We start from the raw sequence: 17,032 nt of genomic DNA, 5'->3' as shown, positions 1-17,032 counted from the left end.
TCCATCGGGTCCCTATGCACCTTTTGGCGGTAATTCGAACACCGACCCCTACACTTCTGACGCTACGTCAGCTACGGTGCCGCCCGCCCGTCAGACTGCCCGCCCGCTTGCCTGCCCGCTTGCCCGCTTGCCCGCTCGGCGAAGGGACGCCTCCGATGGCCTTCACAGTGGTCCGGTTCAATCTCGTCGACCCCGAAGCCGACCCCGTATCGCTCTCGGCGCGCTACCGCGCCGCCCTGGAGATGGCGGCGTACGCGGACGAGCACGGCGTCGACACGGTGCAGACCGAGGAGCACCACGGCGTGGCGAACTCCTGGCTGCCCTCCCCGTTCACCTTCGCCGGGGCGGTCTTCGGCGCCACCCGCCGGATCGCGGTGACCGTCTCGGCGATCGTCGGCCCGCTGCACGATCCGCTGCGTCTCGCGGAGGACATCGCGGTGCTGGACCTGCTGAGCGCGGGCCGGCTGGTGACGGTCGCGGGGATCGGCTACCGCCCCGAGGAGTACGAGCGGGCCGGGGTCGGGTGGGGGCGGCGCGGCAGGCTCCAGGACGAGCTGCTGGAGACGCTGCTGGCGGCGTGGACCGGGGAGCCGTTCTCGTACCGGGGCCGTACGGTACGCGTCACCCCACGCCCGTACACGCGCCCGCACCCGATGCTGCTGGTCGGCGGCAGCTCACGGGCGGCGGCGCGGCGGGCGGCCCGGCTGGGGTTGCCGCTGTTCCCGAGCGCGTATCTGCCGGAGCTGGAGGCGTACTACCACGATCGGCGCGCGGAGCACGGGACGGAGGGCTTCTGCATGATGCCCGCGGAGCGCACACCGCTGCTGCATGTCTCCGAGGACCCGGAGCGGACGTGGGCGCTGTACGGCGACCACCTGCTGCACGAGGCGCGGACGTACTCCTCCTGGCAGTCCGAGGACATCCGCTCGGCCGTCCGCTCGGCGGCGACGACGGTGGCGGAGCTGCGCGAGGAGGGGGTGTACCGGATCGTCACGCCGGACGAGCTGAAGGCTTTGGAGGCGGAGAGCCTGGTGCTGCACCCGCTGTGCGGGGGGATGCCGGTGGAGGAGGGATGGCGCAGCCTGCGGCTGTTCTGCGAAGCGACTGCCTGATACAGCCCCGCCCCGACTCGGCGAGCCGGGGCGGGGCGGGGCGCTGGAGAAGCCGACGGCCCCGGCTCGGTGAGCCGGGGCCGCGCGGTTCGAAGAGAGGGGCAGCGGGGGATTTAGCCCATCTCTTCCAGCGCCTTGCCCTTGGTCTCCTTCACGAACTTCAGCACGAAGGGGATCGAGAGCACGGCGAAGCAGGCGTAGATGATGTACGTCCCCGAGAGGTTCCAGTCGGAGAGGCTCGGGAAGCTGGCGGTGATCGCCCAGTTGGCGATCCACTGCGCGAACACGGCGACGCCGAGGGCGGCCGCGCGCAGACGGTTCGGGAACATCTCGCCCAGGAAGACCCAGACGACGACACCCCACGACAGGGCGAAGAAGAGCACGAAGACGTGGGCGGCGATCAGGGCCACCACGCCCTGGGTTTCGGGCAGCTTGCCGTCGACCAGGTCCGCGGAGAACGCCCACGCCTCGACGGCGAGCGCGACGGCCATGCCGACCGAACCGACGAGGGCGAGCGGCCTGCGGCCCACCCGGTCGACCAGCACCATCGCGATCACCGTGCCGATGATGTTGATGATCGACGTGGTGAACGAGTAGAAGAACGAGTCGGTCGGGTCGATGCCGACGGACTGCCACAGAGTCGCCGAGTAGTAGAACGCGACGTTGATGCCGACGAGCTGCTGGAACATCGACAGGCCGATGCCGACCCAGACGATGGGCAGGAAGAAGAAGCGGTTGCCGAGCAGGTCCTTGAAGGAGGACTTGTGCTCGCGGTGCATGGCGGTCTCGATCTCGGCCACCCGGGCGTCGAGGTCGATGTTCTTCCCCTCGACCTCTTCGAGGATCTTGCGGGCTTCGGCCTTCTTGCCGACCGAGATGAGGAAGCGCGGGGACTCGGGGATGGCGAAGGAGAGCAGCCCGTACAGGATGGCCGGGACGACCATCACGCCGAGCATCCACTGCCAGGCCTCCAGGCCGAGGATCTCGCCGCGCTGGTCTCCGTCGGCGATCTGGAGGACGGCGTAGTTCACCAGTTGGGAGATGGCGATGCCGATGACGATCGCGGCCTGCTGGAAGGAGCCGAGCCGGCCGCGGTAGGCGGGCGGGGAGACCTCGGCGATGTAGGCCGGGCCGATCACGGAGGCCATGCCGATGGCGAAGCCGCCGATGACGCGCCACACCGCCAGGTCCCAGAGCGCGAACGGCAGCGCGGAGCCGATCGCGCTGGCCGTGAAGAGCACCGAGGCGATCTGCATGCAGCGGATGCGGCCGATCCGGTCCGCGATCCGTCCGGCGGTGGCGGCGCCGATCGCACAGCCGATCAGCGCGATGGCGATGACCTGGGCGAGCGTGCCGGAGCCGATGTCGTACCGGTCGCGGATCGCCTCGACGGCCCCGTTGATGACGGAGCTGTCGTAGCCGAAGAGGAAGCCGCCCATGGCCGCGGCCGCGGTGATGAAGATGACATGGCCGAGGTGGTCCGGATGGGCCGCCCGGGCCCCGGACTCGGGTCCGTTCGCAGTGCTGGTCACGTGAACTCCTGATGCCTGGCCGCAAGTCAGACGTGGGGGGTGAGCCTTCCCAGTGGGGCACAACATTCGGCCCGCCACCACTTGAAGGCGAAATCAACTTTGCAGAGGGTATGCGTTCAAGAAGCGAAGTCAAACAGCGGGTCGATCCCCGTGTACCCAGGAGCGCACAAAAGGTGCGTTGAACTTCTGATGATTCGGTAAAAAGTCAGCGCAGCCGTTGGCTGATGACCTTCGAGACCCCGTCGCCCTGCATGGACACGCCGTACAGCGCGTCGGCGACCTCCATCGTCCGCTTCTGGTGGGTGATCACGATCAGCTGGGAGCTCTCCTGGAGCTCCGCCATGATCCGGATCAGCCGTTGCAGGTTGGTGTCGTCGAGCGCGGCCTCGACCTCGTCCATCACATAGAACGGGCTGGGCCGGGCCTTGAAGATCGCGACCAGCAGCGCCACCGCCGTCAGGGACCGTTCGCCGCCCGACAGCAGGGAGAGCCGCTTCACCTTCTTGCCCGGCGGACGCGCCTCGACGTCCACCCCGGTGGCGAGCATGTTGTCCGGGTCGGTCAGGACGAGCCGCCCCTCGCCGCCGGGGAAGAGCCGCGAGAAGACGCCCTCGAACTCACGGGCGGTGTCCCGGTAGGCCTCCGTGAAGACCTGCTCGACCCGCTCGTCGACCTCCTTGATCACCTGGAGCAGATCGGCCCGGGTCTTCTTCAGGTCTTCAAGCTGCTCGGAGAGGAACTTGTGCCGTTCCTCCAGCGCCGAGAACTCCTCCAGGGCAAGCGGATTCACCTTCCCGAGTTGCTGATACGCCCGTTCGGCCGACCGCAGCCGCTTCTCCTGCTCGGCCCGCAGATACGCCTTCGGCCGGTTACGGGGATGCTCCGGGTCCTCCGGCAGTTCCTCGCCCTCGGCGGCGGGCGACGGGGGCACGAGCTGGTCCGGCCCGTACTCGGAGACCAGCCCGGCGGGCTCCACGCCCAACTCCTCCAGGGCCTTCGTCTCCAGCTGTTCGATCCGCAGCCGCTTCTCCGCGCCCAGCACCTCGCCCCGGTGGACCGAGTCGGTGAGCTTGTCCAGCTCGCCCTTCAGTCCCCGGCCCCGGTCGCGCTCGACGGCCAGCTCACGCTCCCGCTCGCCCTTCGCCACCTCGGCCGCCGTCCGCTCCTGGTCGGCCCGTACGAGGGACACCTCGACGTGCGCCAGCAGCTGACGGGCGCCCGAGGCCACGGCGGAGGCGACCTCGGCCTCGTACCGCAGCCGGGCCCGGCGCTGTTCGGCACGGGTGCGCGCCTCCCGTTCGACGCGGGCGGCCCGGTCCAGCGAATCGGCGCGGCCGGCCAGCGCCTTGACCCGCTCCTCGTGGGTACGGGCCTGGAGCCGGGCCTCCATCTCGGTCTGGCGGGCGTTGGCCCCGTCGGCGGCGAGCCGGTCCCGCCGGGACGTGTCGGGCTCCTCCTCGGCCGGGGCCTCCTCGGCGACCAGCAGCCGTTCGGCCAGCTCCTCGGCCTCCTCCGTCGCCCGCTCCAGTGCCTCCTGGGCGCGGGCGGCGGACGCGGTCATGCGCTCGGCCTCGCCGACCGCGCCCCGCGCCTGCCCGGCGAGCCGCCCGAGCTGCTGGGCGAAGCCGGACTTCTCCCGCTCGGCCGCCCGGCGGCGCTCCCCCAGCTCCTCGACGAGCGCGGTCTGCTCCGTGCGCCGCTCCCCCGCCAGACGCTGGGCCCCGGCGAGCTCCTCGCACCGCACGGCGAGGTCGGCCAGCTCGGCGGCGGCCTCGTCGACGGAGGCCTGCACCTCCAGGAGGCTGGGCGCCCCGGCCGACCCGCCGTGGGCGAAGTGGGCGGAGAGCACGTCGCCTTCAGCGGTCACCGCGGTGATCCCGGGGTGCGCGGCCACCAGTTCCTCGGCGTTCTCCAGCGTCCCGACGACCACCATGTCCTGTACGAGGCTGCGTACGGCGCCGAGCAGCGCGGCGGGCCCGCGCACCAGGTCGGCGACGGCGGGCGCGGCGAGGACGGTGGTGGTCGTCCCGGCACGGCCCGCCGGGTGTGCCGCGGCGTCCGTGCCACTCCGCGCCGCCGACCCGGGTTCCGTGCCCCCCTGCGCGGGCAGCACGGCGGGCGCGGGCTTCTCCGCCGCCTCCCGTACGGGTGCCTGCTCCGGTACGTGACGGGGCGCGGCGGCAGCGCTGTCCGCGGGATCCGCGCTGTCCGCGCCCAGCAGCATCGCCGCACGCCCCGCGTCCCGTTCGCGCAGCAGCCGGATCGCGTCGGCGGCCGTGGCCGGGTCCGTGACGGCCACGGCGTCCGCCGCCGCGCCGAGGGCGGCGGCGACCGCGATCTCGTAACCGGGCTCGATGGTCAGCAGTTCGGCGGCCGGGCCGAGAAGTCCGGCCGGCCGGTCCCGGGCCCCGAGCAGCGCGCCCGTACCGTCCTTGCGGCGCAGCCCCAGGGCCAGCGCCTCGTGCCGGGCCGCGACCGCCGCCCGCCTGCGCTCGGCGGCGGTCGCCTCGTCGCGCGCCGTGCTGTGGGCGGCCCGGGCCTCGGCGAGGGCCTGCTTGGCCTCCTCGTGGCGGCCGGTCAGCTCCTCGTCGTCCGCGTCCAGCCCCTCGACCTCGGCCTTGAGCTGCTCGTACTCCTCCTGGGCGCTCGTCGCGCGCTCCTGCGCCTCGTCGCGCGAGGCGGCCAGCCGGTCGATCTCGGCCTGTGCCGAACCGGCCCGGCCGCGGGCCGCGTTGACCTGGCCGTTGAGCCGGGCCAGCCCTTCGCGCCGGTCCGCGATGGCGCGGGCCGCGTCCTTGAGCCGACGCTCCTCGGCGGCCAGCTCGCGTTCCAGGTCGGCGCGGTGGGCGACGGTGTCCTCCAGCGCGTGTTCGGCCGCCTCCAGGGCCGCCGTCAGCTCCGCCTCCTGCTCACGGATCCGGGCGGCCTCGCGCTCCAGATCCTCGGGGTCGCGGCCCCGGCGCTCCTCGGCGGGCGCCTCGGAGGCGCTGCGGACCCGGGCGTCGGCCAGCGAGATCGTCCCGCGGACCCGCTCGGCCAGCTGCGACAGCTCGTACCAGGTCTGCTGGGCGCGCTGGAGCCGGGGCGCGAGCCGGCGCACCTCGCCCTCCAGCTCGGCCTCGCGGGAGAGCGCCGTCCTCAGCTCGGCCTCGGCCGCGTCCTTGCGCTTCTTCAGCTCCGCCTCGTCGGCGATCTCGTCGCGCAGCGCGTCCCGCAGGGCCACCAGGTCGTCCGCGAGGAGCCTGAGCCGGGCGTCGCGCAGGTCGGCCTGGATGACGGCGGCCCGACGGGCGACGGCGGCCTGCCGGCCGAGCGGCTTGAGCTGGCGGCGCAGTTCGTCGGTGAGGTCCTGGACCCGGGCCAGGTTGGCGCCCATCGCGTCCAGCTTCCGCAGCGCCTTCTCTTTCCGCTTGCGGTGCTTCAGGACGCCCGCGGCCTCCTCGATGAAGGCCCGGCGGCCCATCGGGTCGGCGTGCAGCACGGAGTCCAACTGGCCCTGCCCGACGATGACGTGCATCTCGCGGCCGATGCCGGAGTCGGAGAGGAGTTCCTGGATGTCGAGCAGCCGGCAGGTGTCGCCATTGATCTGGTATTCGCTGCCGCCATTGCGGAACATGATCCGAGTGATCGTCACTTCGGCGTACTCGATGGGCAATGCGCCGTCGGAATTGTCGATGGTCAGCGACACTTCGGCGCGGCCGAGCGGGGGCCGCCCGGTCGTCCCGGCGAAGATCACGTCTTCCATCTTGCCGCCGCGCAGGGATTTGGCGCCCTGTTCCCCCATGACCCAGGAGAGCGCGTCCACCACATTGGATTTGCCGGATCCATTGGGACCGACGACGCAGGTGATCCCCGGTTCGAACCGCAGGGTGGTGGCGGACGCGAACGATTTGAAACCACGCAGGGTCAGGGCCTTGAGGTGCACGCCGCCGGACTCTACCTTTCACTCTCGGTTTCGCTGATGAAGGTGCAGGGCACATCAGACGGTAAGCGAAGGCCGGTACGTCCGGGGTGGGGGTCGGGCAAAGAAAAAGGGACGCCGAGGCGTCCCTGTGAATCATGCTGGTGTCTGCGTGAATCCAGCTGCCGGTCCTGCGCGGTGCATCGCAGAACGACCGGACAACGACGTCCCCGGCGAAGCGGGAACCCCGGTGTTCGGGGACGGCGATCCGTGACGCAGAACGAATCAGAGATGTTCCGAGGCTACTGAGCGTGCCCGGCCCGACCGGCCCGAAGGGGCCAGGGTGGTCAGGTCAGCGCAGGCTCGCCCTGGGGTACGTCGATGTCGATGCTGTCGAGCAGCGACTCTTGGTGCTGGGCGGCGGCGTTGAGCGCGTCGTTCTCGTCCTGGATCCGGTTGAGCTCGGATTCCAGGTCCTGGACGCGCTGCTGGAGCCGTCGCATCTCGGCGAGGAGTCGCGGGTCGGAACCGCCGACGTAACCGAGAAGCGCCTTTGCCATGATGGATGGTCCTCCACAATGAGTGACCGACCGATGCGGTGTGGGTCGTCTGGGGATCGCACCCGCGGTGCTCGGCAGGGCTCTGTCACCACTGCGGTTCTGCTGCTAATCAGCTCTACCGAACAGCTAAGGTGCGCGGGGTTTTCAGCGTCTCACCAAAAAGTTTGACGGTCAACACGATCACACCCTGTGTACCCGGGTGTCCCGGGGGTGCGCTGCCGGACGATCATGCGGCGCGACTCTCCAGCGGGACCCCGAGGGGTGTGCGGATCTTCGTCAATGCCGCAGCCTTGCACGACATCCCGTATCTGGCAACCATCGGCCGCCGCCGGGTCCCGTCGCAGGTCATTTCGGGTGCGGGGGCCCGAATGGACGTTCCGGTGACTGTTCGGCGCGCGTCGTTCACCGAACGGATCCGACGGCCCGCGCGGCGCGGGATCAGCGGATGGCGAATCCGTCGTATCCGCCGCGCGGGGTGTCCCAGATCTCAGTGACTCCGTCCACGCGCCCGGGTGTGTCGTCGGACCGGAGCCAGTCCAGCAGACGGTGGCAATTCTCACGCGGCCCTTCGGCCACGATCTGCACCCTGCCATCGTCGAGATTGAGGGCGAACCCGATGAGACCGCCGATCTCCAAAGCATTTGCCCTGGTGAACCAGCGGAAGCCTACTTGCTGTACTCGGCCGCGTACCCAGACGACGAGGCGCGCTTCTTCGTTCATGCCCGAACGCTAACCGGCCAATTGCTCGTGAAGCACGTCGCCCCCTTTCGGCCATGGGCTACAGTCCCGTCGGAACAGCCTCACTCGATCGGGTGAGCATCGGATGGGTGTCAGGTTGTCGACCGAAAAGTCGATCAAGCGGCGACATTCACCCCGCGTGCCACCGAATTCGATCAACGGGGCAGTCGAGCGACGTCGCCAGGGCGTCCGGAGTACCAGGAAGGCACAGCGCATGGGACGCCACCGACGATCCGCCGCAGGCCCCGCCGCTGAAGAACCCGGGGCCGGGGGCGCTTCGCGACGCCGGGGCACGCGCCGCAAGAAGTCCGCCGTGCCGATCCGCACCGGACTCCTCGGCGTCTCGGCGGCCGTGGCCGTCGGCGCGGTCGCCGTCGCCTCGGGTCTGATCCCCGGCGGCGACACCTACACCTCCGGCAACACCACCGCCGCCGACCAGGTGCGCACCGGCGGCGCTCCGGACCTGCTGACACAGGGCGGCAGCTCCACCGCGCCGGCCGACCGGTCCGCCTCCCCGACCAGCCGGGGCTCCGAGCGCCCGGAGGCACCGGGCAAGGCTCCGTCGAAGACACCGTCCAAGACGCCCTCGGCCTCGCCCTCGAAGACTCCGTCGAAGTCGGCCGCCCCCGCCACGTCGAAGAAGCCGGCGGCCACCCCGACCGAGAAGGCGAAGGCACCCACCGCACCGAAGGCCCCGGAGAAGAGCAGCGCCCCGGCGAGCAAGGCCCCGGCCCCGCCGAAGACCTCCTCCGCCCCGCCGCCCAGCAAGAAGCCGAGCCCTTCTCCCACCGACGCCTCCGCACGCAGCGAGGTGCTGGCGCTGGTGAACGAGGAGCGCGCGAAGGCCGGCTGCTCCCCGCTCAGCACCAGCGCCCCGCTGACCTCGCTCGCCCAGAACTTCAGCGAGGACATGGCGGCCCGCGGCTTCTTCGACCACACGGACCCGGACGGCGACACTCCCTGGGACCGGGCCGCGCAGGCCGGCGTGCAGGGGCTCGGCGCGGAGAACATCGCCCGCGGCCAGGCCGACGCCCAGGCCGTGATGGAGGGCTGGATGAACAGCGAAGGCCACCGGGCGAACATTCTCAACTGCGACTACAAGACCATCGGCATCGGCATCCACGAGGGCTCCGGCGGCCCGTGGTGGGTCCAGAACTTCGGCTTCTGACCCAGCTGCAAGGCCCACGTCCGCGGTCCACCTCCACCATCCGCTTACTCCCGCACAGCGCTCCCTCGGGGTGAGCACTGTGCGGGAGTAAGCTTCTGCCATGGCCAGTGGTACGGACCGCCTTGCGTTCGACGTCTTCTCCCGGGAGTGCCCCTCGCGCTCCACGCTGGAGCACGCCACCGGGCGCTGGGGCAGCCTGACACTCGGCGCCCTGTACGAGGGAAGCCTCCGGTTCAACGAGCTGCGCCGCCGGGTCGACGGGGTCAGCGAGAAGATGCTCGCCCAGACCCTGCACGCGCTGGAGCGGGACGGGCTCGTCCTGCGGGAGGCCCAGCCGGTCAACCCGCCCCGGGTGGACTACGAGCTCACCCCGTTCGGCCGCGAGGTCACGGAGAGGCTCCTCGGGCTGATCCGGTTCGTCGAGGGGCGGATGGACGACGTGCTGGCCGCCCGTACGCGTTACGACGAGGCGCGCGGCGGGCGCTGACAGCGCGGGCAGTAGTAGCTGGAGCGGTTCATCCAGGCGCGGCGGCGCATCGGGGTGCCGCACCGGTGGCAGGGCTCGCCCTCCCGGCCGTACGCGTCGAGCGACCGGTCGAAGTAGCCGGACTCACCGTTCACGTTGACGTACAGGCTGTCGAAGCTGGTGCCGCCCTGGGCGAGTGCCGCGTTCATGACGTCGCGGGCGTGACCGAGCAGCTCGGCGGACCTGGGGCGGGTCAGGGTCGCGGTCGGCCGGTCGTAGTGCAGCTTGGCGCGCCAGAGCGCCTCGTCCGCGTAGATGTTGCCGACCCCGCTGATCAGCGACTGGTCGAGCAGGGCACGCTTGACCGTCGTACGGCGCAGCCGCAGCGCGGCGTGGAACGCGGCGTCGTCGAAGAGCGGGTCGAGGGGGTCCCGGGCGATGTGCGCGATGGTGTCCGGCAGGCCGTCGGGGGTGTTGTCGTGCAGCGAGAGCCCGCCGAAGGTGCGCTGGTCGACGAAGCGCAGCTCGGTGCCGAGCGCGTCGTCGAACCGCATCCGGATCCGCAGGTGCTTCTCGTCGGGCGCGTCCGCCGGCTGCACCAGCAGCTGTCCGCTCATGCCGAGGTGTCCCAGCAGCGAGGCGGAGGCCTCGTCGATCGGCACCCAGAGGTACTTGCCGCGGCGCATCGCCGCCCCGAAGCGGACTCCGCGCAGCCGGGCGGCGAAGTCGACGCCGCCCGCGAGGTGCCGGCGGACCGCGCGCGGGTGCAGGACCTCGACCTCGCTGACGGTGCGGCCGCTGACCCAGCGCTCAAGGCCCCGGCGGACGACTTCGACCTCGGGCAGCTCAGGCACGATGCACTACTCCAGACACGACGGTGGTACGGGAGCGGTTCTTCGGGAGAACCGCTCCCCGGGACAGGGGAAAACCCCCCGGTGCGCATGGCACCGAGGGGTTCCCGTTTCGCTTCAGGCCGGAGCGGCGTCCGTGTTCGGCGACGGATCGGCAGGGGTGTCGGCGGCCCCTCCGTCGGCCGCGGACTTCTCCGCGGCCTGCCGTGCCTCCGCGGCGGCGCTGATCTCACGCCAGGCGGACTCGGCCGCCTGCTGCTCCGCTTCCTTCTTGCTACGGCCGGTGCCGGTGCCGTACGAGACACCACCGACGCGAGCGGCAGCAGTGAAGGTCTTCTCGTGATCCGGACCGGTCTCCGTGACGAGGTACTCGGGGACTCCGAGGCTCTCGCTCGCGGTGAGCTCCTGGAGGCTGGTCTTCCAGTCCAGGCCGGCACCGAGGTTCGAGGACCTGTCGATCAGCGGGTCGAAGAGCCGGTGGACCAGCTCCGAGGCCGCGCTGAGGCCCTGGTCGAGATAGACCGCGCCGATCACTGCTTCCAGTGTGTCGGCGAGGATGGAAGCCTTGTCCCGGCCCCCCGTGCCCTCTTCACCGCGGCCGAGCCGGATGAAGGAGCCGAGTTCGAGGCCGCGGCCCACTTCCGCAAGTGCACGCGAGTTGACCACCGCGGCCCGCAACTTGGCCAGCTGGCCTTCGGGCAGGTCGGGGTGGGTGCGGTACAGCGTGTCCGTGACCACCAGGCCGAGCACCGAATCCCCGAGGAATTCGAGCCGCTCGTTGGTGGGGAGACCGCCGTTCTCGTATGCGTACGAACGGTGGGTCAGCGCACGCACCAGAAGGGCGGACTCGAGGTGATACCCGAGCCGCCCTTCCAGAAGCGTGTGGGACGAGGCTGTGTTGACGTTGTCTGCCTGCTTCTTGGCGCTGGACAACTCAGACATCGGGCCTCTCACCAGCCGCTCAGACCTCGAGGACCTGGCGCTTGTTATAGGTGCCGCAGCTCGGGCACGCAATGTGCTGGAGCTTGGGCTCCTGGCAACGCTCGCACGAAACCAGGGTGGGGACCGCAGCCTTCCACTGCGACCGGCGGTGGCGCGTGTTGCTGCGCGACATCTTCCGCTTCGGAACAGCCACGGCTACTTCTCCTGCTTCTCGTCGACGCCCGGTTCGGCGCCGCCCATGTTGTCCTTCTCGCCGTCCTGAACGGTCTCGGCGAGTCCTTGCAGTGCCGCCCAACGAATATCGAGGGCGTCGTGGTGGTGGTCCGGATTCTCGTCCAGCCTGATTCCGCATTCGGAACACAGACCGGCGCAGGTCTCCTTGCACACCGGCTGCATCGGCAGTGCGAGCACTACCGCGTCACGCAGCATTGACTCGAGGTCGAACAAGCCGTCCTCGAGGAAGAACCTGTCCTCGTCGTCCTCGGCGTCGTCGGCCGGTTCCGCCGCACTGCTGCGGCCCCGGTCATCGGCGTCAGGGTACGAGAACATCTCCTGGAAATCCGCGTCGACCTCTACGGTCAGCGGCTCCAGACACCTTACGCACTCCCCCTCGGCGGTTGCACGGGCGGTGCCTGTGACAAGCACCCCTTCCATGACCGATTCGAGGCGGAGGTCCAGCTCCACGGGTGCGCCTTCCGGCACGCCGATGACGCCGTCGATGCCCAGGACCGGTGAACCGGGTGCGTCCACCGTGCGGGTCAGCCGCTTCAGAGCACCGGGACGCCGACCCAGCTCGTGCGTATCGAACACGAGAGGATTGCGGTGGTCGAGGTGGCCGTTCAGGGCTTTTCCTGCTTTCGAAATCATGGGTGTCGTACTGCGAAGGGAGGGCCGTCTACGGTCCGGGGACGAACCGTCTCCGTTCCGTGGACGAAACGGGCAGCCGAGATCGCGGACCTATGTGCGACCGAGGATTCAGGATACTGGACGGACCGCTCAGCACCCAATCGGGTCGGCCCGCCCGGGATCAGCGGCCCTGCTCGTACCGGCGCAGCTGTTCCAGGTCGATCATGCTGGTGTCGAAGAGGCTGGTCTCGTCCAGCGCGCCCCCGTCCCGCTGGTCGGCCGCCTGGGGCTGAGGCTGCTGGGCCTGCTGCGGCCAGCCGTAGTCCGGCTGGGTCCCCGGCTGGGGCGGGTACCCGTTCGGGTCATAGCCCCCCGGCTGCTGGTACGCCGCGTACGGATCAGGCTGCTGCTGGTAGCCGTACGCGTCCTGGACGCCCTGCTGGAGCGGCTGCTGCGGCTGCTCCTGATAGCCGTACGCCGCCTGCGCGTAGCTCGGCTCGCCCTGCGGCGGCGCGGGGTACTGGGGCTGGTGGGGCGGCTGGGGCGGCTGCTGCGGTTCCGGGGCGAGCTCGGCGAGGCCGGCCAGGTAGTCGGCGTCGCTGGTGTGCCCCTGGGCGCCCGCGGCGTCCTGGGCGGCCATGTGCGCGCCGAGATCGTCGCTCGCGACCCGGCCGTGCAGCTTCTGGCGGCCTCGGCCGACCGCCTCCAGGGTCTTCGCGAGAACGGCCTCGAAGGCGCCGAACTTGGCGTCGACATAGGCGTCGGCCCGCTGCCGCAGGGTCTCCGGGTCGGCGCTGCGCTCGGGAGCCTCGGCGAAGTCGGGGTCCTGATAGCCCTGCTCGTCCAGGCCCTGACCGCGGCCGAGGAGCTTCTCGCGGCCCCGGTCCACGGAACCGATGGTCTTGGTGAGGACGACCTCGAAGTTGGCGAGCTTGCTGTCGACGTAGTCGTCGGCCTCGGCCCGGACCTCCTCGGCCTCGCGGCGGGCCTCGGACAGGATCCGGTCGGACTCGCTCTGCGACTGGCGGGCGATCTCGGTCTCGGAGATCAGCGAGGCGCGCTGGGCGTGGGCGGACTCGATGATCCGCTCGGCCTCCTGCCGGGCCTGCACGGCGAGCTGCTCATGGCCGCCGATCAGCTCCTGCGCCTGGGCGAGGGAGCCGGGCAGGGCCTGGCGTACCTCTTCGAGCATTGCGAGCAGCTCGGCGCGGTTGACCACGCACGAGGCCGACATGGGCATGGATCGGGCACTCCCGACCGCTTCGACGATCTCGTCGAGCTTCTTCTGCACGTCCACCGTGTGCTCGCCACTCTCTGCTGCTCTGTTGAAGCTGCTGCTCCGTTGGAGACGGACGGGACGACTGTAAGGCCAGTCGGCCGCCGCCCGACACCTGATGACGGGCCGTCAGCGGCTCAGCGCTCACCCAGCCGCTTCACCAGCGCCGCGTGCACGGTCGGCGGCAGCAGGTGGGAGACATCGCCGCCCCAGGTCGCCACCTCCTTGACCAGCGAGGACGACAGGAAGCTGTACGTCGGATTGGTCGGCACGAAGAGCGTCTCGACGCCGGAGAGGCCGTTGTTCATCTGGGCCATCTGCAGCTCGTAGTCGAAGTCGCTGACGGCCCGCAGGCCCTTCACGATCGCCGGGATCTCCCGCTGTTTGCAGAAGTCGACCAGCAGGCCGTGGAAGGACTCCACCTCGACGTTGCCGAAGTCGGCGGTGACCTCGCGGATCAGCTCGATCCGCTCGTCCACGGTGAACAGCCCCTTCTTGGACTGGTTGATCATCACCGCCACGTGCACCACGTCGTACAGCTTCGAGGCTCGGCCAATGATGTCGAGATGTCCGTTGGTGATGGGGTCGAACGACCCCGGACAGACGGCGCGGCGCACTGTGATTCCCTCGCTCTCCGGTCCGGTCATCGTGCGTCTTCGCACGTAGCGGCGGCGCGACCGTACCAAAGCGTTCCCTCGCCGTAGCGACGGGACCGCAGTGGCTCGAATCCGGCGGGCCAGCCGAATTCTCCGCCCCGGGTGCTGCGTTCCACGGTGACGAGCACATCGTCGCCGATCCACCCCTGAGCACGGAGTGTGAGCAGGATCTCGCGGAGATCGTCGTCGGTGACGGCGTACGGCGGGTCCAGGAAGACGATGTCGTACGGGTCGGCGGGCGCCGGTCCTGTCACGATCTGCTCGGCTTTGCCGGTGCGGACTTCGGCGCCGGGGAGACCGAGGGTGCGGACGTTGTCGCGGACGGTGCGGACGGCCTTCGGGTCGGCCTCGACGAGCAGGGCGTGGACCGCGCCGCGGGAGAGCGCTTCGAGGCCGACGGCGCCGGATCCGGCGTACAGATCGGCGACCCTGGCCCCCTCCAGGGTGCCGAGCAGCGCTTCCCAGGTCGAGAAGAGGCCCTCGCGCGCACGGTCGGAGGTGGGGCGGGTGCCGGTGCCGGGCGGGACGGCCAGGCGGCGTCCGCCGGCCGAGCCGGCGATCACGCGGGTCATGGGTGTCGGGTCCTCGGGGTCGGGGGCGTACGGCGCACGGGGCCGTCGGCGGTCGGTACGCGCGCTGTGCGCGTGCCGTGCGTCCACGATATGGCGTGCGGCCCGCACCGGCCCGACCGGCAGGACGCCCCCGCGCCCTCACCCCTTGTCGAGATACTCCTCGCGGTCCTTGTCCAGGAGGGCGGCCAGCACCGTGCGCAGCTCCGGCAGGTGTTCCAGCTCGGGGTCGGCGGCGACGATCGCGACGGCCTCCTCGCGGGCGGCGACGATCACCTCCTCGTCGTCGATGACGGTGAGCATCCGCAGCGATGAGCGCACTCCGGACTGGGCCTGGCCCAGCACATCGCCCTCGCGGCGCTGCTCCAGGTCGATGCGAGAGAGCTCGAAGCCGTCGAGGGTGGCGGCGACGGCGGAGAGCCGGGCGCGGGCGGGGCTCGCCTCGTGGGCCTCGCTGACCAGCAGGCAGAGCCCGGGGGCGGAGCCACGGCCGACGCGGCCGCGGAGCTGGTGGAGCTGCGAGACGCCGAAGCGGTCGGCGTCCATGATCACCATGGCGGTGGCGTTGGGGACGTTGACCCCGACCTCGATGACGGTGGTGGCGACCAGGACGTCGACGTTGCCTGCGGCGAAGCGGCGCATGACGTCGTCCTTCTCGTCGGGGTGCATCCTCCCGTGCAGCACCTCGACGCTCAGTCCGGCCAGCGCGCCCTTGCGCAGCTCGTCGGCGATCTCCAGCACGGCGAGCGGCGGCCGCTTCTCGGGGTCCTCGTCGGCGGCCTGCTTCTTGGCCTTCGCCTTCTTCCCGCCCTTCCCCTCCGCCTCTTCCGCGTCGTCGCCGATGCGGGGGCAGACCACGTACGCCTGGTGGCCGTTCTCGACCTCCTCGCGGACGCGTTCCCAGGCGCGGCTGAGGAAGTGCGGCTTGTCCTTGGCGGGGACGACGTGGCTGGCGATCGGGGAGCGGCCGGCCGGGAGCTGGTCCAGGACGGAGGTCTCCAGGTCGCCGAAGACCGTCATCGCGACCGTACGGGGGATGGGAGTGGCGGTCATGACGAGGAGGTGGGGCGGCTGCTTCCCTTTGGAGCGCAGGGCGTCGCGCTGTTCCACGCCGAAGCGGTGCTGCTCGTCGACCACGACCAGGCCGAGGTCGTGGAACTGCACCTTGTCCTCGATGAGGGCGTGGGTGCCGATGACGATGCCGGCCTCGCCGGTGACCAGGTCGAGCAGGGCCTGACGGCGGGCCGCCATGCCCATGGACCCGGTGAGCAGGACGACTTTCGTCCCGCGGTCGGAGCCGCCGAGCATGCCGCCCTCGGCCAGCTCGCCCATCATCTCGGTGATCGAGCGGTGGTGCTGCTGGGCGAGGACCTCGGTGGGAGCGAGCATCGCTGCCTGGCCGCCGGCGTCGACCACGGTGAGCATGGCGCGCAGCGCCACCATCGTCTTCCCGGAGCCGACCTCGCCCTGGAGGAGGCGGTGCATCGGGTGCTCGGTGGCCAGGTCGTCGAAGATCTCCTTGCTGACCTTCTCCTGGCCCTCGGTGAGGGTGAAGGGCAGCTTGGCGTCGAAGGCGTCCAGCAGGCCGTCCGTGACGGGGCGGCGGGCGACGGCGGGCAGTTGGGTGTCGGCGTACCGGCGGCGGGCCAGGGCGACCTGGAGGACGAACGCCTCGTCCCACTTGAGCCGGGCCCTGGCGTCCTCGACGTCCGCCTTCGTCTGCGGGCGGTGCGCCTTCAGCAGCGCCTCGGGCAGCGAGGTGAAGCCCCGGCCCTCGCGCAGGGAGGCTGGCAGCGGGTCCACCGCGTCCCGCGCGCTGGGCAGTACGGCGTCGACGGCCTTGGCGATCCGCCAGGAGTCGAGCTGCTTGCAGGCGGGGTAGATCGGCAGCAGCCGTCCGGCGAAGGCGTCCACGGCCTCGGTCGCCTCGTCGGCGTCGGAGGCGTCGAGCAGTTGGTACGTGGGGTGGGCGAGCTGCATCTTGCGGTTGAAGACGGAGACCTTGCCCGCGAACATCGCCTGGCGGCCCGGGAGCAGCTCCTTGTGCGGCTTGTGGACTCCGTGGCCGAAGAAGACCAGCTGGAGGCGGCCGCTGCCGTCGGTCAGGGTGACCTCCAGGCGTTTGCCCCGGCCGTTGTTGAACATCAGGATCCGGGCGTCGGCGACCTGGGCGAGCACCGTGACGTGCTCGTCCAGCGGGAGGTCGGCCAGCGCGGTCAGCTTGCCGCGCTCCTCGTACCGCCGCGGGTAGTGGTGCAGCAGATCACCGACCGTGTGCAGGTCGAGGTGTTCGGCCATCACCTTCGCGGTGGCTCCGCCGAGCAGCTTCTTGAGAGGTTCATCGAACGAGGACACGCGATCCATTGCACACCACGGCACTGACAGCTGTCCGCCGGGCGCGACCGTGCCGCGGAT

Annotated in this window: 15 protein-coding genes; 3 read left to right on the top strand and 12 right to left on the bottom strand. The window is 70.7% G+C overall.

Going from position 1 to position 17,032, the window contains the following annotated elements:
• Positions 1 to 155 precede the first annotated feature (155 nt).
• A complete protein-coding gene (locus ACIQRW_RS25130; RefSeq protein ID WP_403764218.1) occupies positions 156 to 1,112 on the top strand; it encodes an LLM class flavin-dependent oxidoreductase in 957 nt (318 codons plus the stop codon).
• Positions 1,113 to 1,225: 113 nt separating this feature from the next.
• On the opposite strand, the gene ACIQRW_RS25125 is transcribed toward ACIQRW_RS25130, so the two are convergent.
• The 4 genes from ACIQRW_RS25125 to ACIQRW_RS25110 form a co-directional block, all read right to left on the bottom strand.
• Positions 1,226 to 2,644, bottom strand: a complete 1,419-nt coding sequence (locus tag ACIQRW_RS25125) for a sugar porter family MFS transporter (RefSeq protein WP_403764216.1) — start codon at positions 2,642 to 2,644, stop codon at positions 1,226 to 1,228.
• A gap of 205 nt (positions 2,645 to 2,849) precedes the next feature.
• Complete coding sequence (locus tag ACIQRW_RS25120) at positions 2,850 to 6,569, bottom strand: AAA family ATPase (protein ID WP_403764214.1); 3,720 nt, start codon at positions 6,567 to 6,569, stop codon at positions 2,850 to 2,852.
• A gap of 323 nt (positions 6,570 to 6,892) precedes the next feature.
• Positions 6,893 to 7,105 carry a hypothetical protein gene (locus ACIQRW_RS25115; protein WP_003965973.1) on the bottom strand — a complete coding sequence of 71 codons (213 nt, stop codon included), beginning with the start codon at positions 7,103 to 7,105 and terminating at the stop codon, positions 6,893 to 6,895.
• A gap of 438 nt (positions 7,106 to 7,543) precedes the next feature.
• On the bottom strand, positions 7,544 to 7,825 hold the full coding sequence (locus ACIQRW_RS25110) for an acylphosphatase (RefSeq protein ID WP_026291025.1): 282 nt from the start codon (positions 7,823 to 7,825) through the stop codon (positions 7,544 to 7,546).
• Between the two features lie 232 nt (positions 7,826 to 8,057).
• On the opposite strand from ACIQRW_RS25110, the gene ACIQRW_RS25105 reads away from it, so the two are divergent.
• Both ACIQRW_RS25105 and ACIQRW_RS25100 read left to right on the top strand, forming a co-directional pair.
• A complete protein-coding gene (locus ACIQRW_RS25105) occupies positions 8,058 to 9,011 on the top strand; it encodes a CAP domain-containing protein (protein ID WP_403764212.1) in 954 nt (317 codons plus the stop codon).
• Between the two features lie 100 nt (positions 9,012 to 9,111).
• On the top strand, positions 9,112 to 9,498 hold the full coding sequence (locus ACIQRW_RS25100) for a winged helix-turn-helix transcriptional regulator (protein WP_403764210.1): 387 nt from the start codon (positions 9,112 to 9,114) through the stop codon (positions 9,496 to 9,498).
• Here ACIQRW_RS25100 and mutM read toward each other — a convergent pair.
• From mutM to recG, 8 genes are all read right to left on the bottom strand, one after another.
• Complete coding sequence (mutM, locus tag ACIQRW_RS25095; protein ID WP_403764208.1) at positions 9,471 to 10,331, bottom strand: bifunctional DNA-formamidopyrimidine glycosylase/DNA-(apurinic or apyrimidinic site) lyase; 861 nt, start codon at positions 10,329 to 10,331, stop codon at positions 9,471 to 9,473. The two genes, ACIQRW_RS25100 and mutM, sit on opposite strands and share 28 nt — an antisense overlap.
• Positions 10,332 to 10,445: 114 nt before the next feature.
• Positions 10,446 to 11,270, bottom strand: coding sequence for a ribonuclease III (gene rnc / locus ACIQRW_RS25090; protein ID WP_003965979.1), 825 nt, complete (start codon positions 11,268 to 11,270; stop codon positions 10,446 to 10,448).
• Between the two features lie 19 nt (positions 11,271 to 11,289).
• Entirely contained in the window at positions 11,290 to 11,463 is a 174-nt protein-coding gene (gene rpmF / locus ACIQRW_RS25085; protein WP_003965982.1) for a 50S ribosomal protein L32, read from the bottom strand.
• A gap of 2 nt (positions 11,464 to 11,465) precedes the next feature.
• Positions 11,466 to 12,137, bottom strand: a complete 672-nt coding sequence (locus ACIQRW_RS25080; protein WP_050358610.1) for a DUF177 domain-containing protein — start codon at positions 12,135 to 12,137, stop codon at positions 11,466 to 11,468.
• A 160-nt stretch (positions 12,138 to 12,297) separates the two neighbouring features.
• On the bottom strand, positions 12,298 to 13,413 hold the full coding sequence (locus ACIQRW_RS25075) for an ATP synthase F0 subunit B (protein ID WP_403764206.1): 1,116 nt from the start codon (positions 13,411 to 13,413) through the stop codon (positions 12,298 to 12,300).
• Positions 13,414 to 13,529: 116 nt separating this feature from the next.
• The gene (gene coaD, locus ACIQRW_RS25070; protein ID WP_176968165.1) at positions 13,530 to 14,009 is read right to left on the bottom strand and encodes a pantetheine-phosphate adenylyltransferase; all 480 of its coding nucleotides are present in this window, start codon (positions 14,007 to 14,009) and stop codon (positions 13,530 to 13,532) included.
• Positions 14,010 to 14,035: 26 nt separating this feature from the next.
• Positions 14,036 to 14,620, bottom strand: coding sequence for a 16S rRNA (guanine(966)-N(2))-methyltransferase RsmD (gene rsmD, locus ACIQRW_RS25065; RefSeq protein ID WP_403764204.1), 585 nt, complete (start codon positions 14,618 to 14,620; stop codon positions 14,036 to 14,038).
• Positions 14,621 to 14,758: 138 nt separating this feature from the next.
• On the bottom strand, positions 14,759 to 16,981 hold the full coding sequence (gene recG / locus ACIQRW_RS25060; protein WP_403764202.1) for an ATP-dependent DNA helicase RecG: 2,223 nt from the start codon (positions 16,979 to 16,981) through the stop codon (positions 14,759 to 14,761).
• Positions 16,982 to 17,032 lie beyond the last annotated feature (51 nt).

Origin of the sequence: Streptomyces sp. NPDC091287, assembly GCF_044768525.1 — a bacterium.
Lineage (GTDB): Bacteria > Actinomycetota > Actinomycetes > Streptomycetales > Streptomycetaceae > Streptomyces.
Note: the sequence above shows the minus strand (reverse complement) of the source record. Positions and strands in the feature narration are given on the sequence as shown.

Bases quoted from the DNA above. Each gene is read 5' to 3' on its own strand.
- ACIQRW_RS25130 (WP_403764218.1), top strand. From the start codon at position 156: ATGGCCTTCACAGTGGTCCGGTTCAATCTCGTCGACCCCGAAGCCGAC.
- ACIQRW_RS25115 (WP_003965973.1), bottom strand. From the start codon at position 7,105: ATGGCAAAGGCGCTTCTCGGTTACGTCGGCGGTTCCGACCCGCGACTC.
- ACIQRW_RS25110 (WP_026291025.1), bottom strand. From the start codon at position 7,825: ATGAACGAAGAAGCGCGCCTCGTCGTCTGGGTACGCGGCCGAGTACAG.
- ACIQRW_RS25105 (WP_403764212.1), top strand. From the start codon at position 8,058: ATGGGACGCCACCGACGATCCGCCGCAGGCCCCGCCGCTGAAGAACCC.
- ACIQRW_RS25100 (WP_403764210.1), top strand. From the start codon at position 9,112: ATGGCCAGTGGTACGGACCGCCTTGCGTTCGACGTCTTCTCCCGGGAG.
- rnc (WP_003965979.1), bottom strand. From the start codon at position 11,270: ATGTCTGAGTTGTCCAGCGCCAAGAAGCAGGCAGACAACGTCAACACA.
- ACIQRW_RS25080 (WP_050358610.1), bottom strand. From the start codon at position 12,137: ATGATTTCGAAAGCAGGAAAAGCCCTGAACGGCCACCTCGACCACCGC.
- rsmD (WP_403764204.1), bottom strand. From the start codon at position 14,620: ATGACCCGCGTGATCGCCGGCTCGGCCGGCGGACGCCGCCTGGCCGTC.
- recG (WP_403764202.1), bottom strand. From the start codon at position 16,981: ATGGATCGCGTGTCCTCGTTCGATGAACCTCTCAAGAAGCTGCTCGGC.